Origin of the sequence: Methanobacterium petrolearium (genome assembly GCF_017873625.1) — an archaeon.
GTDB lineage: Archaea > Methanobacteriota > Methanobacteria > Methanobacteriales > Methanobacteriaceae > Methanobacterium > Methanobacterium petrolearium.
Window position 1 is genome coordinate 29,866 of sequence record NZ_JAGGKL010000003.1, and the last position, 14,378, is coordinate 44,243.

The 14,378-nt window shown below is 35.3% G+C and carries 13 protein-coding genes; 11 read left to right on the forward strand and 2 right to left on the reverse strand.

The annotated features are described in order from the left end of the window. Positions 1-250: 250 nt before the first annotated feature. Genes J2743_RS03335 through J2743_RS03360 form a run of 6 tightly spaced genes read left to right on the forward strand, consistent with a single transcriptional unit; the run spans position 251 to position 5,787 of the window. Entirely contained in the window at positions 251-1,051 is an 801-nt protein-coding gene (locus J2743_RS03335; RefSeq protein ID WP_209625154.1) for an acylneuraminate cytidylyltransferase family protein, read from the forward strand. After that, positions 1,038-2,081: an N-acetylneuraminate synthase gene (gene neuB, locus J2743_RS03340; RefSeq protein WP_209625155.1), complete on the forward strand. Its 1,044-nt coding sequence runs from the start codon at positions 1,038-1,040 to the stop codon at positions 2,079-2,081. The genes J2743_RS03335 and neuB overlap by 14 nt, the downstream gene beginning before the upstream one ends. Continuing rightward, on the forward strand, positions 2,078-3,229 hold the full coding sequence (gene neuC / locus J2743_RS03345) for a UDP-N-acetylglucosamine 2-epimerase (RefSeq protein WP_209625156.1): 1,152 nt from the start codon (positions 2,078-2,080) through the stop codon (positions 3,227-3,229). The genes neuB and neuC overlap by 4 nt, the downstream gene beginning before the upstream one ends. Positions 3,230-3,275: 46 nt before the next feature. Further along, complete coding sequence (locus J2743_RS03350; RefSeq protein WP_245248006.1) at positions 3,276-3,656, forward strand: acyltransferase; 381 nt, start codon at positions 3,276-3,278, stop codon at positions 3,654-3,656. Next, a complete protein-coding gene (locus tag J2743_RS03355) occupies positions 3,656-4,777 on the forward strand; it encodes a DegT/DnrJ/EryC1/StrS family aminotransferase (protein WP_209625158.1) in 1,122 nt (373 codons plus the stop codon). Before J2743_RS03350 ends, J2743_RS03355 begins: the two co-directional genes overlap by 1 nt. Positions 4,778-4,800: 23 nt before the next feature. Next, positions 4,801-5,787 (forward strand): UDP-N-acetylglucosamine 4,6-dehydratase family protein, encoded by a 987-nt coding sequence (locus tag J2743_RS03360; RefSeq protein WP_209625159.1) that lies wholly within the window; start codon positions 4,801-4,803, stop codon positions 5,785-5,787. Positions 5,788-5,890: 103 nt separating this feature from the next. Here J2743_RS03360 and J2743_RS03365 read toward each other — a convergent pair whose 3' ends face one another. Together J2743_RS03365 and J2743_RS03370 are read right to left on the reverse strand one after the other, a co-directional pair. Next, a complete protein-coding gene (locus J2743_RS03365; RefSeq protein WP_209625160.1) occupies positions 5,891-7,117 on the reverse strand; it encodes a glycosyltransferase in 1,227 nt (408 codons plus the stop codon). Between the two features lie 41 nt (positions 7,118-7,158). Then, positions 7,159-8,154, reverse strand: coding sequence for a glycosyltransferase (locus tag J2743_RS03370; protein WP_209625161.1), 996 nt, complete (start codon positions 8,152-8,154; stop codon positions 7,159-7,161). Between the two features lie 377 nt (positions 8,155-8,531). Between J2743_RS03370 and J2743_RS03375 the strand changes: the two genes are divergently transcribed. The 5 genes from J2743_RS03375 to guaB all read left to right on the forward strand — a co-directional run bounded on the left by J2743_RS03375 (position 8,532) and on the right by guaB (position 14,357). Further along, a complete protein-coding gene (locus tag J2743_RS03375) occupies positions 8,532-9,533 on the forward strand; it encodes a 4Fe-4S cluster-binding domain-containing protein (protein WP_209625162.1) in 1,002 nt (333 codons plus the stop codon). A 284-nt stretch (positions 9,534-9,817) separates the two neighbouring features. Continuing rightward, positions 9,818-10,561, forward strand: a complete 744-nt coding sequence (locus tag J2743_RS03380; RefSeq protein WP_209625163.1) for a (Fe-S)-binding protein — start codon at positions 9,818-9,820, stop codon at positions 10,559-10,561. Between the two features lie 114 nt (positions 10,562-10,675). Then, on the forward strand, positions 10,676-11,887 hold the full coding sequence (locus J2743_RS03385; RefSeq protein WP_209625164.1) for an LUD domain-containing protein: 1,212 nt from the start codon (positions 10,676-10,678) through the stop codon (positions 11,885-11,887). A 164-nt stretch (positions 11,888-12,051) separates the two neighbouring features. Then, positions 12,052-12,756: a (5-formylfuran-3-yl)methyl phosphate synthase gene (locus J2743_RS03390; RefSeq protein WP_209625165.1), complete on the forward strand. Its 705-nt coding sequence runs from the start codon at positions 12,052-12,054 to the stop codon at positions 12,754-12,756. Positions 12,757-12,866: 110 nt separating this feature from the next. After that, the gene (guaB, locus tag J2743_RS03395; RefSeq protein ID WP_209625166.1) at positions 12,867-14,357 is read left to right on the forward strand and encodes an IMP dehydrogenase; all 1,491 of its coding nucleotides are present in this window, start codon (positions 12,867-12,869) and stop codon (positions 14,355-14,357) included. The last annotated feature ends 21 nt before the right edge of the window (positions 14,358-14,378 follow it).

The window sequence follows — 14,378 nt, forward strand, 5'->3', positions numbered from 1 at the left end:
TTAATCAAAAAACATCCCATTTTAGATAAATTCTGATTTAGAGTTTTTAATTTGTAGGAAGCAAATATAAATTTTGCCTAGGAATTTCTCTTTAGGAACTATATTCTCAGTTTATGTTTTAGATACAATCTAAGAAACAATACAAATTCTTCAACATAACCAAAACAAATTGTATTAAAAATTTCCAAAGACAGGGTTATGTACGGGACATATTCAATCGATATATGTTTTTGTTTTAAAGTATGGAGGAATGAGGAATAACCTTTTATGTTGTGAAAAAAATATATTTTTAAATCATATTACTTATCAATTCTCACATAATCATCAAATTCCAAGGATAATTAAAATGGAAAAAGAGATTTTAGCTATTATACCCGCGAGAGGTGGGAGTAAGACTATTCCTGGTAAAAACATTAGGGATATGCATGGTAAACCTTTAATTGCATGGACCATTGAATCAGCTTTAGAATGTGAATTTTTAGATGAAACAGTTGTGAGTACTGATGATCCGAAGATTTCTGAAATCTCAAAAAAATATGGAGCAGAAGTACCCTTCTTAAGACCCAAAAAAATATCTGAAGATAATTCCCCTACAATTGATGCACTTATTTATACTATTGATTCTTTGAAAAATATGGGTCATAATCCAGAAATTATCGTCTTACTACAACCAACTTCTCCTTTAAGAACAGTTAAAGATATACAAACAGCATTGGAACTCTTCTTTAAACATAAGACTTGTAATTCAGTGGTCAGTGTTTCAGAATATGAACATTCCCCATACTGGAGCCTGAAGATTGAAAAAGGTTATCTAAAGCCTAACTTTGGAGATGAATATTTCAATACAAGGAGACAGGACCTTCCAGAGTTATACATGCCTAATGGGGCTATATATATCTCTTCTGAACCGAATTTGCGAAAATTTGGGGGATTTTTCAGTGATAAAATTATTCCATATGTAATGCCTAAAGAGAGAAGTGTTGATATTGATACAATGATGGACTTTAAATTAGCAGAGCTAATCTTAGGGGAATTAAATGAAGAATATTAAAATTAAAGACACATCTATAGGAAACGAACATCCCTGTTTTATAATTGCCGAAGCAGGTGTCAATCATAATGGATCACTTAATATTGCTAAAAAGCTTGTTGATGCAGCTAAAGATGTTGGTTCAGACGCAGTTAAGTTTCAAACCTTTAAAACTGATTCGGTAGTTACCAAAAGTGCTCCTAAAGCAGAATATCAGAAAAAATTTAGCAATGCTCCCTCTCAATATGACATGATTAAAAAATTAGAGCTTTCCGCTGATGAATTCAGAGAACTATCAGATTATGCAAAAGAAAAAGGAATCATCTTTTTATCTTCACCATTTGATGAGGAAAGTGTTGATTTACTGGATGAAATTGGAGTACCTGCTTTTAAACTAGGTTCAGGTGAGATAACCAACCTTCCACTAATAAAACATATAATTAGTAAGGGCAAACCACTCATCCTTTCCACAGGAATGGCCTCTTTATGCGAAATAGAAGATGCAATAACCGCAATTAAAGATAAACCCATTGATCTAACATTAATGTATTGTGTAACAAATTATCCTGCATCTGTGGAGGAAGTTGATCTAAATATAATGAACACCCTCCACAATACTTTCAAATTCCCTGTCGGGTTTTCTGATCATACTATGGGTATTGAATTAACTGTGGCAGCAGTTGCATTAGGAGCCTGTGTTATTGAGAAACATTTTACTTTAGATCGCAATTTAGAGGGACCTGATCATAAAGCATCCTTAGAACCTGAAGAATTCAAAACTATGGTTGATTCTATACGCAATGTGGAGAAAGGCATGGGTAATGGTGTTAAAAAATTGACTGATAATGAATTGTCAATTAAAAAAATGGCTAGAAAGAGTATTATGGCTGGAAGGGACATTCAAAAAGGCGAGATATTGAAAAAAGATATGTTAACCATTAAAAGGCCAGAAACTGGTATTTACCCCAAATATATTGATTTAATCATTGGTAAAAAGGTCAACAAACCAGTGCTGAAGGATGAACCAATTAAGTGGGATCTACTCAAATGAAAAAAAGAAAAATTTTATACATTACCGGGACTCGTGCTGATTATGGTCTTATGAGGTCGGTGTTATTTGAGATCCAAAATAGTGAGAGTCTGGATTTAGAGATCATCGTTACAGGCATGCATTTAATGGAAGAATTTGGAATGACGGTTGATGAAATAGTCAAGGATGGATTCTGTTATCATGCCTTAAATGCGATTTTCAAGGAAGATGACAAATATTCCATGGCTAAATTTATTGGAAAAACCATATGCCTCCTAACAGACATGATTAAAGATATTAAGCCAGATTTAATTCTTTTGTTGGGTGATCGTGGTGAAATGCTTGCCGGGGCTATAGTTGGTGCCTATCTCAATATTCCTACTGCCCATTTACATGGAGGAGAAATAACTTCAACTGTTGATGAGTATGCCAGACACGCCATAACTAAACTGGTTAACATTCATTTTCCTGCCACAAAAAAAAGTGCCGAAAGAATAAGGGCCATGGGTGAAGATCCAGAAAATATTTATATGGTGGGTGCTCCAGGTTTAGATTCCATATTGAAGGATGAATTATACGATGAAAACGAAATCTGTTCTAAATATAATCTGGATCCAAAAAAACCGGTTATTTTAATGATTCAACATCCAGTCACATTGGAGGTAGATGATGCATCTGCTCAAATTCTGGAAACGTTGAAAGCGATTAAAAAGTTGGAATATCAAACTCTGATTATATATCCTAATGCAGATGCCGGCGGACGAAAGATGATAAAAAAAATAAAGGAGTATGATAAACTACCTTTCATACAATCTTTTAAGAACATTCCACGAAAAGATTTCATAAGTTTGTTGAGAGTTGTTAGCCTCATAATTGGTAACTCCAGTAGTGGAATAATTGAAGCCCCCTCCTTTAAATTACCGGTAGTTAACATAGGTTCACGGCAGAAAAATAGAGAATGTGCTCAAAATGTGTTAAATATTAACTACGATACTGAAGAAATTAAAAAGGCAATTGAAAAAGCGCTTTATGATGAAGAATTCTTGGAGAATGTAGAAAACTGTCAGAATCCATATGGTGAAGGAAATACCGCCACTGCAATAGTTAAAATTCTTAAAGATATAAATCTTGACGATAATATATTAAACAAGGCTTTAAACTATGACTGAAAAACGCTTTAAAAATTGGAAACCCCCTCAAATCAGTGATGGGGTTATGAATGAATATAATTGGGTAGTCCAGAATAAAAAAAAATTTTTTTTAGGATATAAAACTGATGTAGGGGCATTTACATATATAAATGCCAAAAACGGTGTGACAATTGAAGATTATGCACAAATCGGCTCCCATTGCTCCATATACTCAATTTCCACCATAGACAATAAACAAGGACCAGTGGTCCTCAAAAGAAATTGTAGAATTGGAAGTCATTCTATAGTGATGCCTAATGTTACCATTGGAAAAAATTCCATAGTAGGAGCATTCAGTTTTATCAACCAGGACATACCAGAAAACGTTATTGCTTTCGGTGTTCCAGTTAAAATTAAAAGAAAACTAACTGAAGAAGAGATAGAAAAATTAGAAGAGGATATTTAATGACATGGAAGATTCCACTTTTCAAAATACTTTGGGATGAAGATGATGTTGAAGCAGTTGATCAGGAGATAAAATCCGGTATGAACTGGGCTGTGGGTGAGAATGTAGAAAAATTTGAAACCCTGCTCAATGAGGAAATGGGAAGTAAATATTCCATAGCTTTCAATTCCGGAACTTCAGCTATTCATGCGCTCCTTTATGCTCATGGAATAGGATCCGGTGATGAAGTTATTGTTCCATCATTCACGTTTATTGCAACTGCCAATGCCCCTTTTTTTGTTGGTGCTAAGCCCATGTTTGCAGATATAGAAGAAGAAACATTAGGCCTGGATCCTGAAAGTGTAAATGAAATGATCACACCCAAAACCAGGGCAATCATGCCTATACACTACGGTGGATGCCCCTGCAAAATAAGAGAATTAAGAGAACTGGCTGATGATAATGATTTGATTTTAATTGAAGATGCAGCTGAAGCTATGGGGGCTAAAATTAAGGACAAAATGGTTGGAACCTTTGGAGATTCTGCTATTCTAAGTTTTTGTCAGAATAAAATCATCACCACCGGGGAAGGGGGGGCTGTGCTCACTGATTCAAGAGAAATCTACGAAAAACTCCTTTTAACAAGATCACATGGTAGATTAGAAACTGAGGATTATTTTTCATCACTGGAACCCTTTGATTATGTGACATTAGGATACAACTTTAGAATGTCCAACATCACAGCAGCATTGGGAATATCTCAACTTAAAAAACTAGAAAAAATCATTGCCATGAGAAGAAAAAACAGCCAATACTATAATAAAAAATTAGAACCTCTGAATAACCATATTAGGCCATTAGTCACTCCGAAAGATTATTATAATGTTTATCAACTTTACAATACATTTGTTGAAAAAAGAGATGAATTAATGAGGTATTTGGGTGATAAAGGTATTATGAGCAAAATTTACTTTGACCCGGTGCATTTATCCTACTTCTATAAAAATAAATTAAACTACAAATGTGATCTTCCAGTTACCGAAAAAATTTCAAAAAAGATCTTAACATTACCCATGTACCCTGGTCTTAAAGAAGAGGAAATTGATTTGGTAGCAAATGAGATTGCAAATTTTTATGAATGATAATTGATTTAGGGATGATAAGTATGACTGACTTTTACAAAGATAAAGTGGTTCTGGTAACTGGTGGAACCGGTTCAATTGGTAGTGAGATCGTAAAAAAACTCATCAAGTTCCAGCCAAAGATTGTCAGGGTTCTGGATAACAATGAAACAGCACTTTTTGAACTGGAACAGGAACTAAACACCGAAAGGATCCGAACATTCATAGGAGATATAAGGGATAAAGAAAGATTAAAACGTGCTTTTGAAAATGTTGATATTGTTTTTCATGCCGGGGCTTTAAAGCATGTTTCTCTTTGTGAATTCAATCCATTTGATGCCGTTAAAACCAATGTTCTGGGAACTCAGAATGTGCTTAATGCTGCTCTGGATATGAATGTGAAAAAGGTAATAACCATCAGCACTGATAAAGCTGTTAATCCTATAAATGTAATGGGAGCCACTAAACTATTAGCAGAACGTCTGACAATATCAGCCAATCACTATGTTGGAGATAGAAATACTGTTTTTTCATGCGTAAGATTTGGAAATGTCCTCGACTCTCGAGGTTCTGTAGTGCCTATCTTCAAAAAACAGATCGAAAAAGGGGGTCCTTTGACAATAACTGACCCTGAAATGACTCGCTTTGTGATGAGCATACCTGAAGCTGTGGATTTAATTCTGCAAGCTGGCGAAATAGCTGGGGGAAATGAAATATTCATACTCAAAATGCCAGCCCTGAATATCGTAGATCTGGCAGAGGTCATGATAGAAGTATTAGCTCCCCAATACGGTTTCACTCCGGATGAAATAAAAATTGAGTATATGGGAAAAAGACTTGGCGAAAAAATGTTCGAGGAACTTATGACTACTGAAGAATTAACTCATGTAGTAGAGAATGGTGAATTATTTGTTTTAAACTCCAAATACATTCCAGATGTAAATAAAAATTTTGATTATAACTCCCATTTAGCCAGAAAGTTGTCTAAAGATGAGATCAAAGATGTTATAGGTAAATTTCTTAATCTTTAACAACCCCCTCAATCACTATTGAAGCCCATAATTCATCATTGATTTCTTTTTTTAATAAATAATCATTTTAATAAATTAAATCCGTTGTAATAGATTAAAAAAACTATTTATCTAATATTTTTTCCCAATCTTTAATGATTTTTTTATAGGAAAAATCTTCTGCCCTTTTTAGTCCATTTGAATATTTATCTCTTAATTCCGGTTCTTCAATTATTTTTATCATCAGATTGGACAGCATATTCTCAGATTGATTTAAGGGTACTTCCATTAGAGGTTTAAATATAAGTTCGTTGGTAAAATTTTGAGTGAGAATGGCACATTCTCCAAAATAGGGATAATCAACTGCTTTGTTCAAACTCAATTCAGGACATAATATTTCCCTTGGGCCAGTTTTACAATCTGTAGATATAATAGGAAGGTCCATTGAAAGAGATTCAATCAAGACCAAAGGTAAACCTTCCCATAATGAGCTAAAGACAAAGCAATCAGAATTTTTAAAAAAAGGAAATACATTTTCCTGTTCACCCAAAAGAAAAACATTTTTATTTAATCCAAGATCATTTATTAACCCTTCCAACTTTTCTCTTAAATCCCCTTCACCCAGGATGAATAACCTTGCATTTTTATATTTATCCACCACTCGCCGAAAGCCTCGAATCAGAAACCATTGCCCCTTCTGGCGGTCCAACCTGCCCAGATTAATGAAGTTAAAATATGGATTTTCACCGCGGTTTTCCTTTACATTTCCCTGGAAAAAGTCTTTATATTGGTCTGGGAGTTTTTCTTCCGATAATTTAAGGTTTTTTTCAATATCCATCATATTATAAATAGTGGAAGTATTTTTAAAACCATAACTTTCATTAAAGATTTTTTCAATTTCCTTAGAAACACAGACAATTTCATCGGCATGGGGATAAAAGGACCTTATTAAGCGGTATTTAAGTGGGCTGTCCATGAATATTTCAGGATTCATATGCTGTGAGATAATGATACGAACAGTGTTACCATAAAGCCAGCGACTTAAAATTGCATAAAAATTAGCAGGATCACCTGCTGAAATCATGATGTCTATATCCAGATCCTTGCAGATTTTTTTAACTTTAGAAGAATTTCGTAAAAGATTAAATCCCCTTTTTATATCATTTCCATAAATATCGTCTTCATTGAGAGTATAATAATCTCCTTTAAAATTGTATTTGGGGTTACCATCCATTAAAGTTAGATAAGAAACATGATATCCTTGGGCATGTAGTTCACTGCCTAGAATAGCTGCGAACTTATCTGAGCCTACACCAACTTTTAATGAATCTGCAATTATTAAAATTTTCATATTTTAACCTAATGATGATTTTTTATCTTTTATTTTGGCTTTTATGAAATTAATCCTTTTAGAAATCCAAGACCATATCCCAGGTGTATAACTGGAAATATCAGGAGTGCAGAGGCATGTTTGAAACTACCCTGCTTGGTTATGATGAGGATGGTGTATAATACATCCATCAACAGATAAAGGATAATAGGGGACCATATCAAAATCAAATAGTTAAAGTTTGTTGGGATAATCAAGAACAGTATTAGACTTATAACTGCAAATATTAAGTAGACAATTGTAAAAACCGGGATTAAATGGTAATATTTCAGTGTTTCACCGTATTTTTTGGCCAGTTTGTATCTCCCTTCCCCGTACTTATACATCTGTCTGGAGAACTGCCTGATGTTCTTGCGACGGTACTGGTACACTAATGCCTTGGGGTGTTTAAGGAGCACGTATCCATTATTTACCAGTTGGTGGTTGAAGTCGGTGTCTTCACACTGGGTCATCTTTTCATCGTAATAAACAGCTTCCTTTTCTAGAATGGATCTTTTGTACAATGCAAATGCCACGGTATCTACGGGATGTATATCTTCTTCCTTGGTGTACGAGGTTCCAATTCCTCCGAAAAGTGTTTGCACACAGTAGGCGACTGTTTTCCCGAAATTAGTATCATCTTCTGGGCTGGCGTAGGTAGAGCCAACACCGCCCAACTGACACTTACCTTCGTATTCTTTAAAGGATGTGTAAAGCAGTTCCAGCCAGTTACTATCCACATATGCATGTCCGTCCAGGTAGGCTATGTATTTTGATGTACCGGCTTTGAGGCCTATATTACGCCCGGTGCTTATGGTCTCCCTTTCATTGGATAAAAGTCTAACGCGGGGGTCTTCATCCATGAGTCTTTTTACTATCTTCCTGGTCTTATCCCCTGACTTTCCATCAACCACAAGTATGTTTATGTCTTCTATGGTCTGATGAATGAGGGATCGGATGCACCTTTCTATGTGTTCTTCTTCGTTTTTAACACCTATAATGATGTCTATATCTGCCATTAGTAACTCTACCTTCTCTCTATATTTTATACTATTTTTATACATCTAATAATTATAAAACTATTGTAAGAGAATTTCTATTCACTGGTTTTTTATGTTCTTTAGGTTACAGCCTGTCTGGTTTGTGGTGAAAATTTCTGTTTACTTGAGCTTGGTTCGACGTTTTGGTATATAATCAATTGTTTTTTGGTAAAAGTACAGTTGTATGTATTATAAATATTAAAATGGAGTCTTAAGAATTTAAGGGTTTATTAATGATGGGATATAATATTTTATTAGAAAAATAATATAAAAAAATTATAATTAATACCTAAAATTAAAAATTAAGATTTATTGAATATATTTTTATTAGAAAGAATTCATTGCAAGTGATCTAAATGGTAAATTTCATCAATATAAGAAATAAAATTATTAACACATTTATTATCTTTAATTCCTTAACAGATGCCCGTAAATATGCATATTTAAATTTTAAAAGTAAAGGAACATTTAAAAACGATAAAATGGATTATATGTCCTATGGAATTAAATTAATAGTTTTTTCCACTGTTTTTATTTTCAAATCAACTATCAAATATCTTTCTATCTATATTTCTTCACTTATGAATGGAAATAAACCAATAATCTTTAACAGTATCGAAATGGTTGTAACAGAAAAATGTAATTTATTATGTCCAGGATGTATTAGTCTAATTCCACATTATAAAGATCCTGAAAATAAAGATGTAGATGATCTTAGCAGTTATTTATCCACTTTTTTAGACGTTGTTGATTACATTAGTATAATTAAAATTATGGGCGGAGAACCTTTTTTAAATAGAAATCTATCGTCTTTTTTGGAAAAATTTTGTTCTGAAAAAAGATATAGTGAAAAATTTAATAAATTAGTATTTATCACAAACGGCACTGTAACTCCAGATAAAGATACTCTAAAAGTTATGGGACTTTTTAAAGACAAGATAGAGGTTCGAGTTTCAAATTATGGAAAAAAAAGTAGTAAAATTACAGATTCGTTAATAGACTATAATGTAGTATATGTAATAGGCAAAGATTCCAATTCCCACTGGGTAGATATTGGTGATTTGAAAAGGAAAAATCGAGATGAAATAACCTTAAAGAAAATGTTTTCTGAATGTGAGGCAAAGAAAAACTGCAATACACTATTAGATGGAAAGCTTTATCTTTGTCCATTTGCAGCACATGGAACTAAATTAGGTTTTTTTCCAGATGATGGTAGTTATGTTGATTTAAGTTCAAATAGGAATTATGAAAAGTTATGTGAATCGTTTTATAAAATTCGAAGTTTAGAATATATAGGAACATGTGACTATTGTGATATACCCTTATCGAAAACTTATGTCGAGGAGTCTCCTAATTAATTTTTTATGGTATTTTTGGTATTTTTTTATCTTTTCATAGATCAGTTGTTCTTTAAACTACAATTTTGGGACAGCTTCAAGTTTAAAAAAAATAATTCAGCAAAGCGTTATTTAAACATAAACTAAAAGGTTATGATATAAAATATACTAATCTTAACGTTATAACATATACTAATCCAAACTTGTTGATGAGTAATGATTTTTAGGTTGTATCCAAATTAGATTGCAAAAAATTTTTAGATAGGGCTGTTTCAATTAATAGAAAAAAATGTTGTAGGATCATCATGTTATATTTCAGAGGCTGTGTGGTGAGGGAAAAACTTCCCCAGATTGAGATGGCTACGTGCATGGTATTAAAGAAAGCCGGTATTGATTATGATATCTGGGATGGGGAAGAATGTTGTGGTTCTTTTCTACTTAGAACCGGCTTTACAGATGATGCATTGCAAGTGATGCATAAAACATTACAAAATTTAAGAAATGAAACTATACTCGTCTCCTGTGCAGGATGCTATAATACGTTAAAAAATGATTATAAAAAATATTTAGGTGTGGAGCTGGATGTTATCCATACTTCCCAATTATTCAGTAATTTAATAAAACAAGGAATCATTAAGCCTGAAAAACTCGCAGTTAATGTTTGTTATCATGACCCATGCCATTTAGGCAGGCATTGTGGAGAGTATCAGGCCCCCAGAGAAGTATTGGATTCTGTGGCCCATCTGGTTCCCATGGAAAATGAAAAAGAAAATTCGCACTGTTGTGGAGCGGGGGGAGGGGTGAAATCAGTTTATCCTAAGTTAGCCTCAGAGATCGCTTCAAAAAGGGTTGATGATGCACTCCAGGCTGGGGCAGATCTTCTGGTAACCTGCTGTCCTTTCTGTGTTTTGAACTTAGAGTCAGAAAATTTCAAGGTTATCGATCTTACCGAATTTTTTTGGTTATGTAATAGCGTTGAGTTACTTGAAAATAATATATCAGATGAAGATATCCTGAAAAAATCTCCAAATACACAGAAAAAAATTTGATAACTTACTGAAAACCGATATTTTGTCGAAAAAAAGGATTTCCCCTCCTCTTAAAGTAAGTTATCGCCAGAAAATGTTTCATAGAAAGTGTTCAAATAACCAAGGGTGTTAATCATGAAGAGATCTCAACTCAGTATAATGAACCGTTCATTTACTAAATTAAATGAAAGACGCTCCACCCTCATTTATAATGAAGATACAATTAATTTAAAGGAGAGAGTTCAAAAGATCAGGAAAAATTCTGTGGAACATCTTCACCTACTCTTGGAAAAAGCACAGGAAAATCTAACTGCTAATGGGATTGAAGTCATTCTGGCCAAAGATGCTGAAGAAGCTAGAGAATCCATATATCAACTGATCAAAAATGAGGATATGATTGCCAAATCCAAATCCAACACAGCAGGAGAAATACAGCTCACAGAATACCTTGAATCAAGGGATGTGGAAGTTTTAGAAACTGATTTAGGCGATAGGATAGTGCAATTCCATACTAGTCGCCCTACACATCCTATAGGACCCGCTTGTCACCTTAACATGGAGAAAATAGCAGAGGTGGTATCGGATAAATTTCAGAGGGAAGTTAAAGCTGAACCTCGGGCCATTCTGGAGACTGTTAAAAAAGATATCTTGGAAAAACTTTCCCAGTGCAAAGTGGGCATCACTGGAGCTAACAGTGTGGCTGCTGAAGATGGTTCTCTTCTAATGGTTCACAACGAAGGCAACATCAGCCTACTTACCATGTTGGACCTTCATATTGTCCTGGTGGGTATAGATAAATTAGTACCCACCCTTGAAGATGCTATGTCTGTGGTGAAACTGGAAACCATCTATGCCACCGGCAAAACCGTCCCTGCCTATATGAATGTGGTATCATCACCCTCAAAGACTGCAGATATTGAACAGATCCTATTGAAGGATATGTATGGAGCTAAAAGAGTGGTATTGATATTTTTAGATAACGGTCGAAGTAGAGCCTTAGAGGAAAAGGAGGAGTGTTTATGGTGTATTGGATGTGGAGCTTGTATTGTAAACTGTCCAGTGTACACCACACTTGGCCCTGATTTCGGTTATTTGCGTCATTTAGGTGGTAGAGGAATTGTTTTAAGTCATTTCATTGAGAATGATGAAGTTTGTTATGATTCAGGGCTTTACCAATGTACATTATGTGGTCTTTGCACAGTCGAATGTCCCCTGGAGATTCCCACCAACAATATGTTGGAAGATCTCAGGAAAGAATCTGTTAAAAAGGGTTTATATCTCGAAAAGCATGGTGAAATTCGCGAAAACATCAGGAAAAGAGGATCATCATTTAAACAGGAGACATAATTAATAAGCATATGAAAAGAGATTAAATAAATTAATTTTAGATATGTAATTTGTCATACATGGAATCATGGCTTAGAACCATATCATAAGTTCTAAAGAATCATATCATAGGTTTTAAATAATAGTTACAAGACTTGATAAATAATAAATAGGAGGTATCATATTTGCTTCTCTTGATCAGTCCCATAAATACCCAAGAAGCACGAGAAGCCATAGACGGCGGTGCAGACATAGTCGATGTTAAAAATCCCAAAGAAGGTTCATTAGGTGCTAATTTTCCCTGGGTGATAAAAAACATCCGAAAAATAACTCCAAAAAACATGAAGGTGAGCGCTACATTAGGAGATGTCCCCTACAAACCAGGAACTGTGGCATTAGCTGCTGCAGGTGCAATAGTCTCCGGTGCAGATTATATCAAAGTAGGCCTTTATGGCACAAAAAATTATTCTGAAGCCTTGGAAGTTATGGAAAATGTGGTTAAAACTGTAGATGAATTTAATAGTGACGCAATTGTTGTGGCAGCAGGTTATGCCGACGCCCATCGAGTGGGTGCTGTAGATCCTATGGAAATACCTAAAATAGCAGCAGATAGTGGATCAGATCTGGCCATGGTTGATACTGCTGTTAAAGATGGTAAAACACTGTTTGATTTCATGAATGAAGAAATTTTATCTCAGTTTGTTGAACAAACACAGGAATATGGTCTTAAATCAGCTTTAGCAGGTTCAGTTACCGAAGAACAGTTGCCCATCCTTGCAGAACTTGGCTGTGATGTGGTTGGAATTCGTGGAGCAGCATGCATTGGTGGAGATCGAAATTCTGGCAGCATTCATCACGAAGCTGTGGCACGATTAAAACAAATAGTGTAAATAAAACCAATGGTTCGAAACATCAACAAAAATAAATATATAACTCAAATAATCCCTTTAAATTTTAACTTAATTCACGGATGAATGATAGATAATGGAGGAGAAATGTTATGTTTTCTGATAAATTGAATAAAGCCCCAGAAGGATTTACCTTTGACGATTTTTTACTAGTACCTTCTATATCAAATATTGAACCTAAAGATGTTGACACCAGAAGCAGAGTTTCCCGAAGTTATAGTCTAAACATCCCCATCGTCAGTTCGGCTATGGACACTGTTACTGAAGGAGAAATGGCCATTGCACTGGCACAGGAGGGTGGTTTGGGTGTTATTCATCGTAACATGACCATTAAAGAGCAAGTGGCCGAGGTTGAAAAGGTCAAACGTTCTGAAGATCTCACCATAAGAGATGTTATAACCACTTCTCCGGAAAGTTCCATTAAAGAAGCCAATTCCTTAATGGATATAGAGGATGTTAGTGGTCTTCCAGTGGTGGAAAATGAAAAGATCATTGGCATAATCAGCAGAAGAGATATTCAGCCCATTATAAATTCTGATGCACATAGAAATGTCCGTGAATTCATGACTGAAGAAGTGGTGACCATCAGTGAATCCACCACTCCTGAAGAAGCACTGGACATAGCCTATGATAACAAAGTCGAAAGACTTCCCGTTGTTCAAAACAACCGTATTGTTGGAATTGTTACCATTAGAGATATTCTTGAACGAAAGAAACATCCCCATGCAGTTCGTGATAATGATGGAAAGTTCCTGGTTGCTGCAGCCACTGGCCCATTTGACCTGGAACGGGCTATTGCTCTGGATAATGCCGGAGCAGACATCATTGCCATGGACGTGGCCCACGCCCATAAACCATCCATTATAGAGTCTGCAAAGAAAATGAAAGAAAATATACAGGCTGATCTCTTGGTGGGTAACATTGCAACTGGTGAAGCAGCCGAAGCAATCATATCCGGTGCTGATGTGGATGGTCTGAAAGTGGGCATAGGCCCTGGTTCAATCTGCACCACCAGGATCATAGCTGGTGTGGGAGTTCCACAGTTAACCGCTATATCATCAGTTGCTGATGTTGCCAGAGACCATGGAGTCCCAGTAATAGCAGATGGTGGACTCAGATACTCGGGTGATGTTGCAAAAGCCATAGCAGTAGGAGCAGACTCAGTTATGCTCGGAAGTTTACTTGCCGGAACAACGGAATCTCCTGGTGATGTGGTTATAATGAACGGACGCAAATTCAAACAGTACCGTGGAATGGGTTCATTAGGTGCCATGACCGGAGGTTCAGGAGCAGGTACCGACCGTTATTTCCAGGAAGTTAAAGGACCAATGAAACACGCCAAACTGGTACCAGAAGGTGTTGAAGGGGTTGTACCATTTAAAGGACCAGCTAACGAAGTCATCTTCCAACTCATGGGTGGTCTTAAAGCTTCCATGGGTTACTGTGGTGCAATTAACATTAAAGAGATGTGGGAAAAATCCCGTTTTGTCAGGATCACCTCCAGTGGTATGACAGAAAGTCACCCCCATGATCTGATGATAACCAATGAAAGCCCAAACTATCCAACAACACGTTTAATGTAGCCCTACTTAATTTAAGGTTAC

Bases quoted from the DNA above. Each gene is read 5' to 3' on its own strand.
- J2743_RS03335 (WP_209625154.1), top strand. From the start codon at position 251: ATGAGGAATAACCTTTTATGTTGTGAAAAAAATATATTTTTAAATCAT.
- neuB (WP_209625155.1), top strand. From the start codon at position 1,038: ATGAAGAATATTAAAATTAAAGACACATCTATAGGAAACGAACATCCC.
- neuC (WP_209625156.1), top strand. From the start codon at position 2,078: ATGAAAAAAAGAAAAATTTTATACATTACCGGGACTCGTGCTGATTAT.
- J2743_RS03350 (WP_245248006.1), top strand. From the start codon at position 3,276: ATGAATGAATATAATTGGGTAGTCCAGAATAAAAAAAAATTTTTTTTA.
- J2743_RS03355 (WP_209625158.1), top strand. From the start codon at position 3,656: ATGACATGGAAGATTCCACTTTTCAAAATACTTTGGGATGAAGATGAT.
- J2743_RS03360 (WP_209625159.1), top strand. From the start codon at position 4,801: ATGACTGACTTTTACAAAGATAAAGTGGTTCTGGTAACTGGTGGAACC.
- J2743_RS03365 (WP_209625160.1), bottom strand. From the start codon at position 7,117: ATGAAAATTTTAATAATTGCAGATTCATTAAAAGTTGGTGTAGGCTCA.
- J2743_RS03370 (WP_209625161.1), bottom strand. From the start codon at position 8,154: ATGGCAGATATAGACATCATTATAGGTGTTAAAAACGAAGAAGAACAC.
- J2743_RS03375 (WP_209625162.1), top strand. From the start codon at position 8,532: ATGGTAAATTTCATCAATATAAGAAATAAAATTATTAACACATTTATT.
- J2743_RS03380 (WP_209625163.1), top strand. From the start codon at position 9,818: ATGTTATATTTCAGAGGCTGTGTGGTGAGGGAAAAACTTCCCCAGATT.
- J2743_RS03385 (WP_209625164.1), top strand. From the start codon at position 10,676: ATGAAGAGATCTCAACTCAGTATAATGAACCGTTCATTTACTAAATTA.
- guaB (WP_209625166.1), top strand. From the start codon at position 12,867: ATGTTTTCTGATAAATTGAATAAAGCCCCAGAAGGATTTACCTTTGAC.